Below are 18,963 nucleotides of genomic sequence, written 5' to 3'. Positions count from 1 at the left end.
CTTGCCCGACCTACGAACTCGGTTTCCTATTACAGCACTATTTCAAAGCTTTTAACGCGGCGGCAATGCCCGCGCCATATTCCGGATGCACCTCGCTAAACAGGGCAATCTGGCGCTCCTGAATAAACTCGGGAACATCTTTCATATCACCGGCGATACGTTTAAACATGCGCTGATGTTCTTCTGCGCTCAGCAGGTTATACAAGGCGCGTGGCTGGCTGAAATAGTCGTTATCTTCACGATGATTCCAGTGGTCTGCTGCCCCTTCAATACTTAACGGTGGTTCGCTGAAATCAGGCTGCTCCTGGAACACATTGAAGCTATTTGGCTCATAAGTTGCGCCATTGCTGCTGTTGCCATCAATACGCATCGCGCCATCGCGATGATAATTGTGGAACGGGCATTTCGGTGCGTTAACCGGGATTTGGTGATGGTTAACTCCTAAACGGTAGCGGTGGGCATCGCCGTAAGAGAACAGGCGGCCTTGCAGCATGCGGTCTGGAGAGAAACCAATGCCAGGCACCACGTTTGCCGGAGACATTGCCACTTGCTCGACATCAGCAAAGTAGTTATCCGGGTTACGGTTCAATTCCAGCTCACCCACTTCCATCAGCGGATAATCGCCGTGCGGCCAGATTTTGGTCAGATCAAACGGGTTATATGGCGTTTGTGACGCGTCTGCTTCCGGCATAATTTGCACATAGAATTTCCAGCGTGGGAAATCACCGCCTTCAATCGCCTCAAATAAATCACGCTGTGCGCTTTCGCGGTCATTAGCAATGATGGCTGCGGCTTCATCGTCCATCAGATTGGCAATTTGTTGCTGGGTTTTCAGGTGGAATTTCACCCAGAAACGCTGATTGTCGCTGTTGATGAAACTGAACGCATGGCTACCAAATCCGTGAATATGACGATAAGAACGTGGCAGGCCGCGATCGCTAAAATCGATGGTTAACTGGTGCAGCGTTTCAGGCATTTGCGAGAAAAAATCCCACTTATAAGTGGGGTTGCGCAGGTTAGTACGCGGGTCGCGTTTCACTACGTGGTTTAAATCAGGGAATTTCAGCGGGTCGCGTAAATAGAAGATTGGGGTGTTATTACCGACTAAATCCCAGTTACCTTCTTCGGTGTAAAACTTGATTGAGAAGCCGCGAATATCACGCTCGGCATCAGCGGCGCCGCGCTCGCCTGCTACAGTCGAGAAACGCAGGAACAGATCGGTTTTTTTGCCAATGTCTGAGAAAATTTTCGCGCGGGTGAACTGCGTAATATCGTGGGTTACGGTAAAGGTACCAAATGCGCCAGACCCTTTGGCGTGCATGCGACGCTCGGGGATAACTTCGCGATCGAAATGGGCTAGTTTCTCCAGAAACCAAACATCCTGTAAAAGCATTGGGCCACGGGGGCCAGCGGTTGCAACGTTGTTATTGTGGGCTACGGGAGCCCCGGATGCAGTCGTTAATCCTTTTTTGCTCATTGTTGTCTCCATTTATCAATGTAAGGGTGAATCATCATAGTAAGAATAACCCCTATAGTATTATGGGAATTATGCACCGCTGGCAATTTGGCATTTTCTATCGTTGCTATTCATTAATCCTGTCAGGCAATCCCCGCTGTTTTAATTTCTTACAAACGAATAGCGAAAAGAATTTCTAACACGTTGATTACATCAATCGTGGCTGTAGAATCGGTTTTTTTTTAAGGACATCCTTTTTCAGGGACCTCCTTTTTTTGTTATTAAGGATCGAAACATGAACAAATTATTACTGGCTGGCGCTGCCAGCCTGGCGCTCATTTCTGCATCCGCAAGTGCTATCAGCATCGGCGGTGAAGCAGGCGAAAAATACACTAACGTGGTCGTGGGTTTCGGTACTGATTCCCCAGGTCTGGCGTTCACCGGTAACTACGCACATAACGATGATGACGGTGATACTGCGGGTCTGGGCTTAGGCCTGAATGTGCCATTAGGTCCATTTATGGGTACCGTGGGTGGCCGTGCGGTTTACCTCAATCCTAACGATGGCGATGAAGGTTACGCGCTGGCCGTTGGCGGTGGTTTGAGCTGGAAGATTTTCGATAGCTTCGCGGTATTCGGTGATTACTATTATTCCCCAGACTCCCTTTCCAGCGGTGTTGAAAACTACCAGGAAGCCAGTGCAGGCGCACGTTGGACAATCATGCGCCCAATTACCATTGAAGCAGGCTATCGCTACATCGGTATGGAAAACAAAAATGGCGAGCGTGATAACTCGATCGCTGATGGGCCATATGTTGGCGTGAGCGCTGCTTTCTAAAATCCCTGTCATTTTGTAGATCGGATTAAATGGTGGATGACGCTTGAGCTTATCCACCCTACAACTGCTTTTGCTTTCGTAGGTCGGATTAGCGCAGCGACATCCGACATTCATTTGACCTGCCTGTTTTATTTCTGCCAATTAATTTTCTGTCTGCTTGAGTTATAGTGAATCGTTTTTTTCCCGCGGAGCACAACAATGATAAAAGTGGAAATGCTGTCTACCGGCGACGAAGTGCTGCATGGTCAAATTATTGATACCAACGCAGCCTGGCTTGCCGATTATCTTTTTAACCAGGGTTTGCCAATGTCGCGCCGCAATACGGTGGGCGACAGTCTTGACGATTTGATTGCGGTGCTCAAAGAGCGCAGCGAACAGGCTGATGTGTTGATCGTCAATGGTGGGCTTGGGCCAACCAGCGACGATCTGAGTGCGCTGGCCGCCGCCACCGCCGCAGGCGTGGAACTGGTGATGCATCAGCCATGGCTCGAACAAATGGAGCGTTTCTTTGCTGAGCGCGGGCGCGAAATGGCTCCCAGCAATCGCAAGCAAGCTTTAATCCCCGCCACCAGTGAAATGGTCGATAACCCCGTAGGTACCGCTTGTGGATTTGCCCTAAAGCTTAACCGCTGCCTGATGTTTTTCACCCCTGGCGTCCCTTCTGAATTTAAAGTGATGGTTGCTGAGCAAATCCTGCCGCGCTTGCGCGCACGCTTTGAGTTGCCGGAACCGCCAGTTTGCCTGCGCCTTACCACCTTTGGGCGCTCTGAAAGCGAATTAGCCCAAAGCCTTGAACCGATTCCCCTGCCGGAAGGCGCGGTAATGGGCTATCGCTCATCCATGCCGATTATTGAGCTGAAATTGACCGGCCCTGCCAGCCTGCGCCCGGAGATGGAAGCCGTCTGGCCGCAAGTGCAGCATGTTGCCGGTGAAAGCACGATTTTTGAAGGGACAGAAGGGCTGCCTGCGCAACTGGCAAAACGCCTGCGCGAGCAGTCCCTCAATATTGCGCTGAGCGAACAATTCACCGCGGGTTTGCTGTGTTTGCAACTTTCCAGTGCACAAGCGCCGCTGGGAAACAATGAAGTCCTTTCATCGCGCCCTGAAACGCTGGTGCAAGTGGCCGAGCGCGCAAAAATATTCGCTCACACCGCCGGAAGTACCGTGGCGCTGGTGGTCGGCAGCCTTGAAGACGAGCAGCTTAACTTTGCGCTACATACCCCTGGCGGCACTTACGGCTTGCAGGTGAAATTCAGCGTGACTCGCCACGACCTGCGCACCCGCCAGGAAGTGTGCGCGATGATGGCATTAAACATGCTGCGCCGCTGGCTCAATGGCTGGGATGTCGCAGCGGAGCATGGTTGGGTGAATGTCGTTGATGTCATAGAGCTTTAAAGCTAAGCGAGCGCCCGGGCTAACAGTGTAATCGGGTGCTCGCATTTCTTACTGGTGGACATCTCAATCTGCCATTTGCACGTTTCACAATCGGTCACCACCAAATCGACGCCACTTTCTTCAATTTGCTGAAATAATGGCGCACCGATACTTTGCGACGTTTGATAGTTTTCCTTTTTAAATCCATAAGTTCCGGCAATACCACAGCACTGGGATTCGAGCATCACCAGCTCTACGCCAGGCAAACTACGCAGCAAATCGAGGGTGTACAACGACCAGCCCATTTTCTCCATATGGCACGGTGTGTGGTAAGCAATGCGTAGCGGTAACGCTTTCAGGTTTAACTCACGTCCTTTTTCCAGTTGTTTCCAGATAAACCTTGTCGCCAGTTCGATATGGTCACGCATCGGGCGCGTGTCGACATCCAGCACCTGCGGGTATTCGTCACGCAAGGTAAACGTGCAAGTGGAAGAGGTGGCGATAACCGGAAGCCCTTGTTCAAGCACCGCTTTACTTAAAGACGCGGCGTTAATGGCTGCCTGCTTTTTGGCCTTATCGATAAAACCATTGGCAATTAGTGGCACGCCACAGCATTTTTCGCGATCCAGTAATTGCACGCCAAATCCCATCGCGTTCATCACGCGCAGCAGATCTTTTCCAAGCTGGGAGTGGTTGTAATTCACGTAACAACCATGGAAAAAAACCACTTGCTCAGCAAAGGCTTTTTGCGCTGCCGCTTGTTTGTGATACCAGCGCCGAAACGTACCGGAAGAATATTTCGGTAATTCGCGATGGCCGTCGATGCCCAGCGTTTTATCGAGCAGAGTACGCACCGGCTTGAGTGACGTGGCGGTGTTAACCAGCGGCGCAAAGGGGGTGGACAGCGTGCCCAGCAAGTCGGTATGGCTGAGAATGGCATCTCGTAAATTGAAGGTGGATTTACCGTAGCGGGCTTTGGCACGCTGAATAATATCGCCAATTTTTACATCAGACGGGCAGGCCACTTCGCAGCGTTTGCAGTTGGTACAATATTTCAGTGCGTCATCATAAAGCGCGGCATCTTTGAGGCGCAGGCGTTCGCCATCCGGGCCAGATTGTTTTGGGCCAGGATAATCAGGATTTACCCGGCTAACCGGACAAACGGTGGTGCAAACGGTGCATTTAATGCAGTTTTCAAAACTGGTTTCATCGAGCAGGCTCATACGTTGCCTCCCTGAGCATCAAGGATTTTCTGGGCAACATATAATGCGCCCGTCATCGACACGCCAGCCCCGCAACCTTGTTGTATTGGGTCGTATCCGGCGAGTATTGAACCGATGGCATACAGGTTTTCGACACGCTGGCCGCGAAGTGTTGGCTGGAAATTTTCATCAACGGCAACACCGGCCTGTAACCAGGGTTGAGGGCTGAAAAAGTCTTCGTGACACCACTGTTCGCGCCTATCCGGAGCGCGAATATCCAGCCCGAAGATCGGCTCGCGAATCCCGCTAAATTTAGCTTCAAGACCGTTGCTGAAAAAACTGCCGCTGGCAAGAATCACATTGTTGGCCCGCAGCGGGACTTCCGCATGATTACGCGTGAAAACCGCGCTGACGTTCTGCTGCTCAAATTCAGCGTTCAGCACCGCATCGCCCGGCATCATTATCCCGCCAAGTTGCTGGAAGCGGCGGCGTAGTTGTTGGTGCATCCTCATACCGAGCACCGAAGGCGGCAGCGTGGGTAACAGGCGAAGTGCGCAGGGCAACTGGCGGCTGATGGTCTGCCAGGCCTGCGAGTCTTCGCTGCCAAGGCAGGCGGGTAAAAACAGCGCATCGGTGTTGATGGCCAGCGTTTTAAGCTCGGTAATCAGTAAACGTTGTTGCTCTGGCATATCCAGCACGCGGGCAATGTTGGCGGCGCGAAATTCACTGGGGTTATTACGCAATGTGTCCAGCGCAGAAAGGGTCAGCTCGGCGGTTCGTACCTCGATATTATTCTGGGCGAGAGAAGCCGCGACCAGTTCGGGTTGAAAATCGAGAAAACCGGCAATGCCCACCACGGTGATTCGTTTCCACTCCAGTGGCGCGGTGGGGATTTCTTCGGGGCTGAGCCACGTAGCGCGTTGCATTCCCAGCGGCGTAACACGCTGATGGTTGTGCTGATAACTGCCTTGCAGCGGGATATGGCAGCGCGCGAGTAGCGCCTCACTTTCTGCTGCGAAACGGCGAACGTTTTCCGCGCCCATTAAGCTGTACGGGTGTTCTGGCGCTTGTTGTTTCAGAGCATCCAACGCGTTTAACGGCGAATTCACCGGGCTGCCATCGGGCAGTTCGGCCAGCAAATCCAGCGAGCCAGATGAAAAATGCAATGCACTTTGCCCACGGCTGATGATGGCACAACGCAGCCCCGCTTCTGCGAGGCGAATACCGCAGACCAGCCCGGCTAAGCCACCGCCAATAATCAGGCTATCGAATCTCATTGTGGTATTCCTTTTTTCGATCCATTTTTCAAGCCGCACAACCCCTGGTAAACCCAGGCGGTGAATTCACTTTCCCGCAGCGCATCATCCCAGGCTATTGGGCGGATACCTTTCCAGCGTTCGTTAAGAAAAAGAGAAAGTTGATCAAGCGATTGCGCAGGCGTTGAACTGCCAAAGCGTTGTAGTAATCCGGCGGCACGGCAGGCGCACAATTCGCCCTGGCAAGTGCCCATTCCCACGCGGGTGCGACGGCGTAAATCGCCAAGATTGTTGACGGACAGATGGTTAACCGCATAGTGAACTTCACCTGCGGTCACCGCTTCACATTCGCAAACCAGGCTGTTGCTCAGGCGGTCACCTGCCAAAAGTTTCCCGGCGCGGTCACCGTGACGCCAAACGGCAGAACGCCGAATAGTCGGCGGTAATGAAATGACTTTTCTGAGCGTCTCTTCTGCTGAGCTTTCGGAACCTGGAAGTGGTGTTGTTGCTGTGGTGCAAGGCTGAAGATTGCCGATTTTTTCACACACCGCGTTGGTGGCCCATTCCGCCATCAGGCGATAGGTCATCAGCTTGCCGCCAGTAATGGTGATGAACCCTTCCATGCCGTCACGCTTTGCGTGATCAAGCAGCACAATTCCGCGGCTGGCATTTCGTCCGGTTGGGTCGTCGTCGCTGGCAACCAGCGGGCGAACGCCAGCGTAGGCACGCAAAATACGGGTTGCGGCAAGTTTGGGTGACAGCTTTGAACCTTCACGAATCAGGATGTCGACCTCTTGCGGGGTGACCTGCATATTGTCGATTTGGTCATATTCGACAGGCGTTGAGGTGGTGCCAATCAGCGAAATGGTATCGCCTGGGACCAAAATATCGGCGTCGGCAGGTTTGCGGCAGCGGTTGATCACCATGTTATTGATGCGATGGCCGAGGATCAGCAACGAACCTTTGGCGGGCAGCATTCGCACACGTAAATCGGCATATTCAGCAATGTGTTGCCCCCAGATCCCGGCGGCGTTTACCACTACGCTGGCGTAAAAATCGTGATGTTCGCGGGTTTGATGGTTGTAAGCCCGCACTCCACAAACCCGATCGCCGTTGCGGATAAGGCCGGTGACTTCCTGGCCGGTGAGAATTTCGGCACCGTGTTCTCTGGCATCCAGCATATTGGCGGCGGTCAGACGGAATGGGTCAACTGTGCCATCTGGCACCCTTACTGCGCCAATTAGTTCAGGGTTTACCGCGGGTTCTATGCGTAATGCTTCTTGAGGACTGAGTTGCTGTGCATTGATTCCGGCATCCTGGCAGGCGGCAATAAACACGCTCTGCAAGGTTAAATCATCTTCAGGAAGGGTGATAAACAGGCCGTCCGTGCGTTCGATACAGTGGCGAGCAATGCGTTTCAGGATGCGGTTTTCTTCAATACATTCCCTGGCCGATTCGCTGTCCGTCATGGCGTACCGTGCGCCGCTGTGCAGCAAGCCATGATTACGACCTGTCGCGCCGGTTGCAATGTCGTGCCTTTCCAGCAGCAGGGTTTGTAACCCACGCCGTGCGCAGTCGCGGGCAATACCCGCGCCCGTAGCGCCTCCGCCAATAATAATCACATCCTGTTCTTTGCATCCCATCGCCATGTTCCGCTCCTGAAAAATTATCTGGGGACTATTCAGCCACAGATCGATATGCGAATGTTTGATATCGAGCAAATTCGAAAATAAAACGAAAACAAAGTGTGATGCGATGCACCTTTTCGATAGTTTGTAATAAAAATGTAATATGTTGTGGGGTGTTTCACACTAACCAGGTGGGATAATCCTTAACATGCGCTCGCAAAAGAACATTGCTTGATAAAAAACCTGCCACGGAGGCATTTATGCTGAGCATTTTCAAACCTAGCCCACACCAGCCACGGCTGAAAAGTGAGCATGTCGATCCGACTTATCGTCGTCTGCGCTGGCAGATATTCATGGGCATTTTCTTCGGTTACGCCGCTTACTACCTGGTACGTAAAAACTTTACTCTGGCGATGCCGTATCTGGTGGAGCAGGGCTTCTCGCGCGGTGACCTCGGATTTGCGCTTTCCGGTATTTCTATTGCTTACGGCTTCTCGAAATTTATTATGGGGGCGGTTTCTGACCGCTCGAATCCGCGTGTTTTCTTACCTGCCGGTTTGATTCTGGCCGCCGCCGTAATGTTATTTATGGGCTTTGTGCCGTGGGCGACATCCAGTATTGCGGTGATGTTTGTCCTGCTGTTTTTATGCGGTTGGTTCCAGGGAATGGGTTGGCCGCCGTGCGGGCGTACCATGGTGCACTGGTGGTCTAAAAAAGAGCGTGGGGGAATTGTTTCCATCTGGAACTGCGCGCATAACGTCGGCGGTGGCTTGCCGCCGCTGCTGTTCTTACTCGGGATGGCGTGGTTTAACGACTGGCATGCGGCACTTTATATGCCAGCCTTTGCGGCGATTTTTGTGGCGTTAATTGCTTTTGCGTTAATGCGCGATACGCCGCAATCATGCGGTTTGCCGCCAATCGAAGAATACAAAAATGATTACCCGGACGACTACAACGAAAAAACGGAAGAGGAGCTAACGGCAAAACAGATCTTCATGCAGTACGTTTTCCCCAACCGTCTGCTGTGGTACATCGCCATTGCTAACGTTTTCGTTTATTTGCTGCGTTACGGCATTCTCGACTGGTCGCCAACCTATCTGAAAGAAGTGAAACACTTCGCGCTGGATAAATCCTCCTGGGCCTATTTCCTTTATGAATACGCCGGAATACCTGGCACGCTGCTGTGTGGCTGGATGTCGGACAAAGTGTTCAGAGGCAACCGCGGTGCTACCGGCGTGTTCTTTATGATTCTGGTGACGATTGCGACCATTGTTTACTGGCTGAACCCGCCGGGAAATCCGGGTGTGGATATGGCCTGTATGATTGTGATTGGCTTCCTGATCTACGGACCGGTGATGTTGATTGGCCTGCACGCGCTGGAACTGGCACCGAAAAAGGCCGCGGGAACGGCAGCAGGCTTTACGGGCTTGTTTGGCTATCTCGGTGGTTCGGTGGCCGCGAGTGCCATCGTTGGCTATACCGTAGATTTCTTCGGCTGGGACGGCGGCTTTATGGTGATGATCGGCGGCAGCATTATGGCCGTGATTCTGTTGTTGGTGGTGATGGTGGGTGAGAACAAACAACACCATAAAAAACTGACAGGGAAAGCATAATGAAAATCCTGACCAAATCTATCCTGGTGGGGGCGGTAATGTTTGCTTCCGCCAGCTCCTTTGCCCAGACAACGGACAAAGTGGTGATAGCCCATCGCGGTGCGAGCGGCTATCTGCCGGAGCACACTTTACCTGCCAAAGCCCTGGCCTATGCTCAAGGGGCTGACTACCTTGAGCAGGATCTGGTGATGACCAAAGACGACAGATTAGTGGTGCTGCACGACCACTATCTTGATCGGGTCACCGACGTTGCGCAGCGCTTCCCAAATCGGGCGCGTAAAGACGGTCGCTACTACGCCATCGATTTTACCCTCGACGAAATCAAGTCGCTGAAATTTACCGAAGGTTTTAATGTGGTAGACGGCAAGCAGGTGCAAACCTTCCCTGGTCGTTTCCCGATGGGGAAATCTGATTTCCGCGTGCATACCTTTGAAGAGGAGATCGAGTTTATCCAGGGCTTGAATCACTCCACAGGGAAAAATATTGGTATTTACCCAGAGATAAAAGCCCCCTGGTTCCATCATCAGGAAGGAAAAGATATCGCGGCGAAAACGCTTGAGGTGTTGAAGCGTTACGGCTACACCAGCAAGCAGGATAAGGTCTACCTGCAATGCTTTGATGCCGCTGAACTCAAGCGTATTAAAAACTCGCTTGAGCCGAAACTGGGTATGAATCTTAAGCTGGTTCAGTTGATTGCTTATACGGACTGGAACGAAACGCAAGAGAAGCAGGCTGACGGCAAGTGGGTCAACTACAGCTATGACTGGATGTTCAAACCAGGAGCCATGAAGCAGATAGCCGAGTATGCGGACGGTATCGGGCCTGACTATCACATGCTGGTGGCGGAAGGCTCCAGCAAAGGTAATGTTAAGCTAACCGATATGGTCACCCAGGCGCATGTGAACCACCTGACAGTGCACCCTTATACGGTACGAGCGGACGCGTTGCCTGACTACGTCAGTAACGTCGATCAGTTGTTTGACGTGCTGTATAACAAGGCGGGTGTGGATGGGGTGTTTACCGACTTCCCGGACAAGGGTGTGAAATTCTTGCAGCAGCAGAAGCAGTAAACAAAAGAAAAGGGCCGTTAAACGGCCCTTTTTTACATCTCGATTTCGATATCGCCGTGCGCTTTGCAGCAGCAGGGGAGAATTTCACCGGGCTGGATAAACGCCAGCGGCTCGCTCAGCCATTTCACTTCACCGGTCACAAGTTTAATCCTGCAGGAACCGCAATAACCTTCCCGGCACTGATATTCCACGGCGACCTGGTGAGATTCCAGTGTCGCCAGCAGGGAAGGGTATTCCTCTTCAGAATTGAGCTGCGTTCCGGTGTTCAGTAGCGTAATACGTGCCATAACTTACAGCTGGAAATTGCTCAGATCGTCAGCATCGACATTAGAATCAATCTGGCCGACCAGATAAGAGCTGACTTCGACTTCTTGCGGCGCAACCTGCACGTTGTCAGACACCAGCCATGCGTTGATCCATGGGATTGGGTTAGAACGTGTTTTAAATGGCAGATCCAGACCCACAGCCTGCATACGGATGTTGGTAATGTAATCAACATACTGGCACAGAATGTCTTTGTTCAGACCGATCATCGAGCCATCGCGGAACAGGTAGCTTGCCCACTCTTTTTCTTGCTCGGCGGCCAGCACGAACAGGTCGTAACATTCCTGGCGGCATTCCAGAGCGATTTCTGCCATTTCAGGATCGTCTTCGCCGGAACGCATCAGGTTCAGCATGTGCTGAGTCCCGGTCAGGTGCAGGGCTTCGTCGCGGGCAATCAGTTTGATGATTTTCGCGTTACCTTCCATCAATTCGCGCTCGGCGAAGGCAAATGAGCAGGCGAAGCTGACGTAGAAGCGAATCGCTTCCAGCGCGTTGACGCTCATCAGGCACAAATAGAGCTGGCGTTTCAGGGCGCGCAGATTCACGGTCACGGTTTTACCGTTGACATTGTGCGTGCCTTCACCCAGCAGATGCCAGTAGCTGGTCATCTCAATCAGACGGTCGTAGTAACCGGAGATATCTTTCGCACGCTTTAAGATTTCCTGGTTGGTGACGATATCGTCAAACACAATCGCCGGATCGTTCACGATGTTACGGATGATATGAGTGTAAGAACGCGAGTGAATGGTTTCGGAGAACGCCCACGTTTCAACCCAGGTTTCCAGCTCAGGGATGGAAATCAGCGGCAGCAGCGCCACGTTCGGGCTACGACCCTGAATGGAGTCCAACAGAGTCTGATATTTCAGGTTGCTGATGAAAATGTGTTTTTCGTGATCCGGTAGCGCCTGGTAGTCGATACGATCGCGTGAAACGTCAACTTCTTCCGGACGCCAGAAGAAGGAAAGTTGCTTTTCGATCAGCTTTTCAAAGATGTCATATTTTTGCTGATCGTAGCGTGCCACGTTCACTGGCTGACCAAAGAACATTGGCTCAGCGAGTTGATCGTTTTTCGTCTGTGAAAAAGTGGTGTAAGCCATTAAATGTGAGTCCTGTGGACTGAATTTCCCCTCACCCTAACCCTCTCCCTGAGGGAGAGGGGACAGAAAGGTGATAAAGGGAAATCCGAATTAGATTTTACATGCGCCGCTTTCGCAGCCATCGTCCTGGATTGAAGGCGCCAGGTCGTCTTGCGCATCTTCCGCGCCGTCGCGGGTGTTCTGATAGTAAAGCGTTTTGACACCGAATTTATAGGCGGTGAGCAAATCTTTGAGCAACTGCTGCATCGGCACTTTACCTGATGGGAAGCGCGTTGGGTCGTAGTTGGTGTTGGCAGAGATCGACTGGTCGATAAATTTCTGCATTAAACCAACCAATTGCAGATAACCGTCGTTATTCGGCAGTTCCCACAGCAACTCATAGTTGTCTTTCAGCAATTCATAATCCGGCACAACCTGGCGCAGGATACCGTCTTTTGACGCTTTAATGCTGATATGGCCGCGCGGTGGCTCGATACCGTTGGTGGCGTTAGAAATCTGCGACGAGGTTTCAGACGGCATCAACGCAGAAAGCGTGGAGTTACGCAGGCCGTGCGTTTTAATCGACTCACGCAGGGTTTCCCAGTCCAGATGCAGCGGCTCGTTGCTGATCACATCCAGATCTTTCTTGTAGGTGTCGATCGGCAGAATGCCTTTTGCGTATGTAGTTTCGTTGAACCACAGGCAAGGGCCTTGCTCTTTCGCCAGCTCGTTCGAAGCTTTCAGCAGATAGTACTGAATCGCTTCGAAGGTTTTATGCGTCAGGTTGTTGGCACTGCCATCAGAGTAACGCACACCATTTTTCGCCAGGTAGTAAGCGAAGTTAATCACGCCGACACCCAGAGTACGACGACCCATTGCGCCACGTTTCGCGGCAACGATTGGGTAATCCTGGTAATCCAGCAGCGCATCCAGAGCACGTACCGCCAGAATCGCCAGCTCTTCCAGCTCATCCAGACTTTCGATAGCGCCAAGGTTGAATGCAGACAACGTACACAGTGCGATTTCACCGTCTTCGTCGTTGATGTCATTCATCGGTTTGGTCGGCAGCGCGATTTCCAGGCACAGGTTAGACTGGCGAACCGGCGCGATAGCCGGATCAAATGGGCTATGGGTGTTGCAGTGGTCAACGTTCTGAATATAGATACGGCCAGTAGAAGCACGTTCCTGCATCATCAGCGAGAACAGCTCAACGGCTTTCACACGTTGCTTGCGAATGCTGTCGTCTTTTTCGTATTTGGTGTACAGCTGCTCAAACTTTTCCTGATCGGCAAAGAAGGCATCGTACAGGCCTGGAACGTCAGACGGGCTGAACAGGGTGATGTCTTCACCTTTCAACAAACGGGTGTACATCAGTTTGTTGATTTGCACGCCGTAATCCATATGGCGCACGCGGTTGCCTTCAACACCACGGTTGTTTTTCAGTACCAGCAGGCTTTCAACTTCCAGGTGCCACATTGGGTAGAACAACGTGGCCGCACCGCCACGTACTCCGCCTTGAGAGCAGGATTTCACTGCGGTCTGGAAGTGTTTGTAGAACGGAATACAACCAGTATGGAATGCTTCACCGCCGCGAATCGGGCTACCCAGCGCACGAATGCGACCGGCGTTGATACCGATACCGGCACGTTGGGAAACGTATTTCACAATCGCGCTGGAGGTGGCGTTGATGGAGTCCAGGCTGTCGCCACACTCGATCAGTACGCAAGAGCTGAACTGGCGAGTTGGGGTACGCACGCCAGACATAATCGGCGTAGGCAGAGAAATTTTGAAAGTAGAAACCGCATCGTAAAAACGCTTCACGTAGCTCAGACGAGTTTCACGCGGATAGCCTGAGAACAGGCACGCGGCAACCAGAATATAGAGGAACTGGGCGCTTTCGTAGATTTCACCGGTAACACGGTTTTGCACCAGGTACTTGCCTTCGAGCTGTTTAACAGCGGCGTAGGAGAAGCTCATATCACGGTCATGGTCGAGATAATCGTCCATCTGCTTGAACTCTTCTTCCGTGTAGTCTTCCAGCAGATGTCTATCGTATTTGCCCATCTCAACCATTTTGACGACATGGTTGTACAGCTTAGGTGGCTCGAACTCACCGTAGGCTTTTTTGCGCAGATGGAAAACGGCCAGGCGTGCAGCCAGATACTGATAATCCGGTGCTTCACGGGAGATTAAATCTGCCGCAGCTTTGATGATGGTTTCATGAATGTCAGAAGTTTTGATGCCGTCATAAAACTGAATGTGCGAGCGCAGTTCAACCTGTGATACGGATACGTTATTTAAGCCTTCGGCGGCCCAATCCAGAACTCGGTGGATTTTATCCAGATCGATGCGCTCAGTGCGACCGTCACGTTTTGTAACCAGCAGACTCTGATTCATGTGCGTTTGTACCTGTCCGTGAAATGAAAAATGCCCCATTTATCCACAGTTGGCCTCTTGTGGCTAACCTTGTGGATAAATACTACATGTAGGGGGTGGTGGATTACTTGATCACTATATGGTGAGTATTCTAGTAACTAATCGCTTGAGAACAAGTATTGATTTCGAGGAGGAATTGAGGTTGTGACAGGGCAGATTTCGCTAAGTCCACGTCACGTAAGGCTTGTGACAATTGTCAATGGGATGCAAAAAAAATGATATTTTTGATCGGACGCTGATTTCTTAAACGTCATCCATAATCACCTGGTTTGATATCGCACAATTTTCATAGATTTTACTTATTAAAAACCGAACGTTTTGCGTATCAGTGGTGCGCATTGATAGTTTTTTTATCAATAATCACATCACTAAATGTGTGCGAATGTTAATGGTTTCGATCGTAACGTTATGGTGTCAGCTATCGCTTAAATGATGAACAGTGTTTTGATGATGTGAAAAATCTGAGCCTCAGATGTAGATATATTCATGTTGTCAATAGTTTTGAAGGGACCGGGCATTAAGCATGTCTAAATGATAATTTAAATTATTATAAATAACTGAGGGGGTTTTTATTTAGAAGGGATAAGTACGAAATAATTCTAATTACATTTGGCCAGATTGTTTCTTGCAATGATGCAGTATGATTTCTCAATAGTCATATTGCTTATACTCTCAACAGGAAGTGAGGGCATCATTTTACTTTCTGGTGGTTTCATGAAATTCAGACTTAATAAATTCTTTGTCGTACTTTCTCTTATATTTAGCTCTGGCGCATTTGCTGGCGAGGTATCGTGTGGAACCGAGGTTATCACGGAGTCTTGTGATGCAGGGCGACAAGTTGTTGATGGAAACAGTGACGCATTCACTGTGGCCGATGACGCGATACTCTCTTTTAAAAACTTAACGGATCCTGCTAGTGGTGGTGCAATTTTTCTTTCAGGTGGTACATCGTTAACCATTCAAGCTGAAACCAGCACCGGCATGACTATTTTTGATGGTAATTACGTCACCGGGAATAACAATGGTGGGGCAATATTCGCAAAAGAAAACTCTACTATTAATATAAGTAATTCACAGTTCACTAATAACACTGCGGGAAATTACGGTGGTGCTATTTATATTAATGGTAAAAATGATCCTCTGCAGTTCGATTTGGTTTTAGATGACACTCTATTCTTCAATAACATTGCCAGTAATGGACGCGGTGGCGCTATTTATGCTCTAAATTCCAATGTGTTAATTTCTGATAGCCTCTTTGAGGGCAATCAAGCTCTGACTTCCTCAAGCAGTGATGGTGACGGCGGTGCGCTGGATATTACCAGTAGTGTGCAAAGCGATACCTTTGCGGGGGCGACAACACTCCATGATGTTGAGTTTACTGATAACACCGCAGACGGATATGGCGGAGCAATCTATACCTCCAGCGAAAGTGCTCCGTATCTTTTGAACATTGATATTGATGCGAACTACACAGCAAACAATGGCGTGATGCTCTATGAAGGCAATCAGGCTATGGGTTACGGAGATTCAGCGTCTTCCTCCGCAGGGGGCTTCATGTATATCGGCCACAGTCTGGTAACGTTTGACGTCGCCGCAGATAAAAAGCTGGTGATTGGCGATCTGGACAATCCTGGCGCAATGGACTCCATGGCCGGTACCGGCGAAATTATCAAAAATGGCGACGGGGAAGTGGTGCTTAATGCTGATAACAATAGCTTTACCGGTGAGATGAACGTGGCGGATGGCACGCTGACTATCGGGCGCGATAACTCGCTGATGAACGTCGGCGAAACCCAATGTCAGAACGATCCGCAAAACTGCTATGGCCTGTTTGTGGGCAAAGAAGATATGCCGGGTAACGCGGCGCTGCTGAATGTGGGCAGTACACAGCAGACATTCGTTAACTCGCTGACCGGTTATGCCAACGGCACGCTGAATATTGATGCGGGCGGTAATGTTACGGTGAATAGCGGAAGTTTTGACGGCACCATTCAAGGCGCGGGCGATTTTACCGTGGCTGCCAATGGAAGCTACAGCCTGAGCGGTGCCGACTCAATGGCGTTAAGCGGTGACATTATTGTTGAAGATAACGCGTTGTTGAGTTTATCCGGTGATGTGGATGATTTGCAGGCGCTGGAAGCTGACCCGCAGTCCATCGTGCTTAACGACGGCGTGCTGGATTTGTCAGATATGGCGATGGCTCCGGGCGCAACGAGCGACCCTGCGCTGAATATCTCCGGCGCGGGCGGCACGGTAATTGGTAACGACGATGTGGCGCATTTGACGGGCGGCACTGATATGCAAATTGGTGGCAATTCCCCTACGGCAGCCGACCAGAACGGTGTGTATGTGGTGGTGGATGCGGGTAGCGGAAGCGTCTCGCTTGCTGACGATAACCACTATCTGGGGGATACGCAGATTGCCTCCGGAACCTTGCAGCTTAGTAACAATTCTCAACTCGGCGACACCACCTACAACCGTGCGGTTATTTTCACCGATCCGTCACAGGCCAGCGTGCTGAATGTGACCGATGATGTGAATACCTGGACCGATGAAAGCGGCCATGCGCGCGATTTAGAAATGCGTGCCGATGGGGACGTGAGCGTTGATGACGGCGTGACCACTCAGTGGGGCGCGTTGATGGAAGACTCCACGGGCAACGCGGGGGACCTCAACAGTACCTTCAGCAAAACTGGCGGCGGAACGCTGGAACTCACTGCCAGCGGCACTACCCATTCTGCGGTGCGCGTCGAGCAAGGTACGCTGAAAGGCGGCGCGGTGGATATCTTCCCGTATGCTTCTTCTTTATGGATTGGTAGTGAAAGCACTTTCGAAACCGGTGCGGACCAACACATTCAGTCAATAGATGCCTCGTTGCAGGGCGATATTGTGATTAGCGACCAGACGTCGTTAACGCTCACTAACCAGGATACTCAGCAAGCGCTGGATGCTTCGCTGTTCAGCGGCGACGGTACGCTGGTGAATGAGACGGCAGGATTAACGCTGACCGGCACGTTGAACACCAATCTGACTACCGACAGCGAAACGAATCTGGCTGGCGTAACGGTGAACGGCAACGTCACCAACAGTAGCGGAAGCATCAGCATGGCGAATGGTTATGCGGGTGACACTTTCACGGTGAACGGTGATTACACCGGCGGTGGCACGCTAGTGATGGACACCGAGTTTGACGGTGATGACTCGGCAACTGATGAGCTGCTGCTAAATGGCAATACTTCTGGCACGACGACAGTGCAGTTTAACCCGATAACCGGTATCGGCCAGCCAACCCAGGCCGGGATTAAAGTAGTGGATTTCACCGCAGATTCGGCACAGTTTTCCAATGATGCCCAATTTACTATGGCAGGCGATGGCTATTTAAATATGGGGGCGTATGACTACACGCTGGTGAAGGACGACCAGGATTGGTATTTGCGCTCTGAGCTGCTCAAGCCAGAACCGACACCGGAGCCAGAGCCGACTCCAGATCCTGAACCGACCCCAGATCCCACTCCAGCACCGGAACCAACACCAGCACCGGAACCAACACCAGCGCCAGAACCTGCGCCGGACCCAACACCAGACCCTGCTCCGACACCAGAGCCTGCGCCAGCCCCGCAGCCTGCGTCACAGCCGGTACTTAATCCGAAAACAGGCGGCTACTTTAATAATATTCATAGCGCCAACGATGCTTTTGTTATGCGGCTGAGCGACCATGCGGGCGGGCAAGATCAACAGAGGTTACACCTACGTTTACTGAGCAACCGTACCACCTCAACGTTTGCCGATCAGCTTGATCAAAGCGAAGACCAGAACGTGGTGCAACTCAGCGGTACGCTGGCGGATTTGGCATATGGAAATGATAGTGAGTGGTTACTGGGGGCGGTGGCGGGTTACAGCAATAACAGCGGCGATAGCCATTCAAGCGTGACCGGACGCAAAGCCGATAACGACAGCCAGGGCTACAGCGTGGGGCTGACTTCAACCTGGTATCAACACGGTGCGGGCAACGGCGGAGCCTGGATCGACAGTTGGGCGCAATATGTGTGGTTCGATAACCACGTGAGCGAAAAGGACAGCGGCGAAGATAACTACCGCTCGTCAGGTTTACTGGCTTCCGTTGAAGCGGGTTACAGCTGGCAGGCAATCAACACCGACACGCTGCGTTGGGAGATTGAACCGCAGGCGCAACTGGTTTATCAGGGCGTTCAACAAGACGCCTTTACTGCCGCCAATCACTCGCGGGTCGAACAGCAATCGCCACACAATATTCAGAGCCGACTGGGTTTGCATAACCAGCTAACGTTTGACAAAACTTATGAGATCTCACCGTTCGTTGACCTGAACTATCTGCACAATAGCGAAAACACCACTATGAGTATTGATGGCGTCAATTTTAGCGATAACACGGCAAAAAACGTGGGTGAAGTCAGCGTGGGCGTGACCAGCAAGTTAAGTAAAAACGCCAGCCTGTGGGGGAAATTTACCGGCCAAAAAGGCTCAGAGGGTTATCAACAGACGGCGGGAAGTGTCGGCTTTAGCCTGACGTGGTAAACATGCGATTATTCTGCGAAAACAGTGCCGTAGGGTGGATAAGCGTTAGCGTCATCCACCATTTTCGCCTGTTGTTACCGATAAAAGTGTCGGCTGACGCTGCGCTTATCCGACCAGGGAAAAGTCTGACATTGAG

12 protein-coding genes are annotated in these 18,963 nt (G+C 51.4%); 5 read left to right on the top strand and 7 right to left on the bottom strand.

Annotation, left to right across the window (positions count from 1 at the left end):
- Nucleotides 1–37: 37 nt before the first annotated feature.
- Nucleotides 38–1,477, bottom strand: coding sequence for a catalase (locus tag D8682_RS08900; protein ID WP_064548608.1), 1,440 nt, complete (start codon nt 1,475–1,477; stop codon nt 38–40).
- A gap of 274 nt (nt 1,478–1,751) precedes the next feature.
- Here D8682_RS08900 and D8682_RS08895 point away from each other — a divergent pair, with 274 nt between their 5' ends.
- Nucleotides 1,752–2,294, top strand: a complete 543-nt coding sequence (locus D8682_RS08895) for a YfaZ family outer membrane protein (protein WP_064548606.1) — start codon at nt 1,752–1,754, stop codon at nt 2,292–2,294.
- 198 nt (nt 2,295–2,492) lie between these two features.
- Entirely contained in the window at nt 2,493–3,689 is a 1,197-nt protein-coding gene (locus D8682_RS08890; RefSeq protein ID WP_121814096.1) for a nicotinamide mononucleotide deamidase-related protein YfaY, read from the top strand.
- 2 nt (nt 3,690–3,691) lie between these two features.
- Here D8682_RS08890 and glpC read toward each other — a convergent pair whose 3' ends face one another.
- The 3 genes from glpC to glpA are packed head-to-tail and all read right to left on the bottom strand — an operon-like array spanning nt 3,692 to nt 7,775.
- Entirely contained in the window at nt 3,692–4,891 is a 1,200-nt protein-coding gene (glpC, locus tag D8682_RS08885; protein WP_121814095.1) for an anaerobic glycerol-3-phosphate dehydrogenase subunit GlpC, read from the bottom strand.
- Nucleotides 4,888–6,147, bottom strand: a complete 1,260-nt coding sequence (gene glpB, locus D8682_RS08880) for a glycerol-3-phosphate dehydrogenase subunit GlpB (RefSeq protein WP_121814094.1) — start codon at nt 6,145–6,147, stop codon at nt 4,888–4,890. The genes glpC and glpB overlap by 4 nt, the downstream gene beginning before the upstream one ends.
- A complete protein-coding gene (glpA, locus tag D8682_RS08875; RefSeq protein WP_121814093.1) occupies nt 6,144–7,775 on the bottom strand; it encodes an anaerobic glycerol-3-phosphate dehydrogenase subunit A in 1,632 nt (543 codons plus the stop codon). The genes glpB and glpA overlap by 4 nt, the downstream gene beginning before the upstream one ends.
- A gap of 239 nt (nt 7,776–8,014) precedes the next feature.
- On the opposite strand from glpA, the gene glpT reads away from it, so the two are divergent.
- Nucleotides 8,015–9,367, top strand: coding sequence for a glycerol-3-phosphate transporter (glpT, locus tag D8682_RS08870; protein ID WP_064548596.1), 1,353 nt, complete (start codon nt 8,015–8,017; stop codon nt 9,365–9,367).
- Nucleotides 9,367–10,437, top strand: coding sequence for a glycerophosphodiester phosphodiesterase (gene glpQ, locus D8682_RS08865; RefSeq protein ID WP_121814092.1), 1,071 nt, complete (start codon nt 9,367–9,369; stop codon nt 10,435–10,437). The genes glpT and glpQ overlap by 1 nt, the downstream gene beginning before the upstream one ends.
- Nucleotides 10,438–10,469: 32 nt before the next feature.
- Here the strand turns inward: glpQ and yfaE are convergent, their stop codons facing one another.
- The 3 genes from yfaE to nrdA form a co-directional block, all read right to left on the bottom strand.
- Nucleotides 10,470–10,724, bottom strand: a complete 255-nt coding sequence (yfaE, locus tag D8682_RS08860; RefSeq protein WP_121814091.1) for a class I ribonucleotide reductase maintenance protein YfaE — start codon at nt 10,722–10,724, stop codon at nt 10,470–10,472.
- Between the two features lie 3 nt (nt 10,725–10,727).
- Nucleotides 10,728–11,858, bottom strand: a complete 1,131-nt coding sequence (gene nrdB / locus D8682_RS08855) for a class Ia ribonucleoside-diphosphate reductase subunit beta (RefSeq protein ID WP_064548591.1) — start codon at nt 11,856–11,858, stop codon at nt 10,728–10,730.
- A gap of 90 nt (nt 11,859–11,948) precedes the next feature.
- Complete coding sequence (gene nrdA, locus D8682_RS08850; protein ID WP_064548587.1) at nt 11,949–14,234, bottom strand: class 1a ribonucleoside-diphosphate reductase subunit alpha; 2,286 nt, start codon at nt 14,232–14,234, stop codon at nt 11,949–11,951.
- Nucleotides 14,235–14,987: 753 nt separating this feature from the next.
- On the opposite strand from nrdA, the gene D8682_RS08845 reads away from it, so the two are divergent.
- Nucleotides 14,988–18,827 carry an autotransporter outer membrane beta-barrel domain-containing protein gene (locus D8682_RS08845; protein ID WP_121814090.1) on the top strand — a complete coding sequence of 1,280 codons (3,840 nt, stop codon included), beginning with the start codon at nt 14,988–14,990 and terminating at the stop codon, nt 18,825–18,827.
- The last annotated feature ends 136 nt before the right edge of the window (nt 18,828–18,963 follow it).

It is taken from the genome of Buttiauxella sp. 3AFRM03 (genome assembly GCF_003675305.1).
Taxonomy (GTDB): Bacteria; Pseudomonadota; Gammaproteobacteria; order Enterobacterales; family Enterobacteriaceae; genus Buttiauxella; species Buttiauxella ferragutiae.
Note: the sequence above shows the minus strand (reverse complement) of the source record. Positions and strands in the feature narration are given on the sequence as shown.

What these genes read in the sequence shown, in the direction of transcription:
- D8682_RS08900 (WP_064548608.1), bottom strand. Translation starts at nt 1,477, where the DNA reads ATGAGCAAAAAAGGATTAACGACTGCATCCGGGGCTCCCGTAGCCCAC.
- D8682_RS08895 (WP_064548606.1), top strand. Translation starts at nt 1,752, where the DNA reads ATGAACAAATTATTACTGGCTGGCGCTGCCAGCCTGGCGCTCATTTCT.
- D8682_RS08890 (WP_121814096.1), top strand. Translation starts at nt 2,493, where the DNA reads ATGATAAAAGTGGAAATGCTGTCTACCGGCGACGAAGTGCTGCATGGT.
- glpC (WP_121814095.1), bottom strand. Translation starts at nt 4,891, where the DNA reads ATGAGCCTGCTCGATGAAACCAGTTTTGAAAACTGCATTAAATGCACC.
- glpB (WP_121814094.1), bottom strand. Translation starts at nt 6,147, where the DNA reads ATGAGATTCGATAGCCTGATTATTGGCGGTGGCTTAGCCGGGCTGGTC.
- glpA (WP_121814093.1), bottom strand. Translation starts at nt 7,775, where the DNA reads ATGGCGATGGGATGCAAAGAACAGGATGTGATTATTATTGGCGGAGGC.
- glpT (WP_064548596.1), top strand. Translation starts at nt 8,015, where the DNA reads ATGCTGAGCATTTTCAAACCTAGCCCACACCAGCCACGGCTGAAAAGT.
- glpQ (WP_121814092.1), top strand. Translation starts at nt 9,367, where the DNA reads ATGAAAATCCTGACCAAATCTATCCTGGTGGGGGCGGTAATGTTTGCT.
- yfaE (WP_121814091.1), bottom strand. Translation starts at nt 10,724, where the DNA reads ATGGCACGTATTACGCTACTGAACACCGGAACGCAGCTCAATTCTGAA.
- nrdB (WP_064548591.1), bottom strand. Translation starts at nt 11,858, where the DNA reads ATGGCTTACACCACTTTTTCACAGACGAAAAACGATCAACTCGCTGAG.
- nrdA (WP_064548587.1), bottom strand. Translation starts at nt 14,234, where the DNA reads ATGAATCAGAGTCTGCTGGTTACAAAACGTGACGGTCGCACTGAGCGC.
- D8682_RS08845 (WP_121814090.1), top strand. Translation starts at nt 14,988, where the DNA reads ATGAAATTCAGACTTAATAAATTCTTTGTCGTACTTTCTCTTATATTT.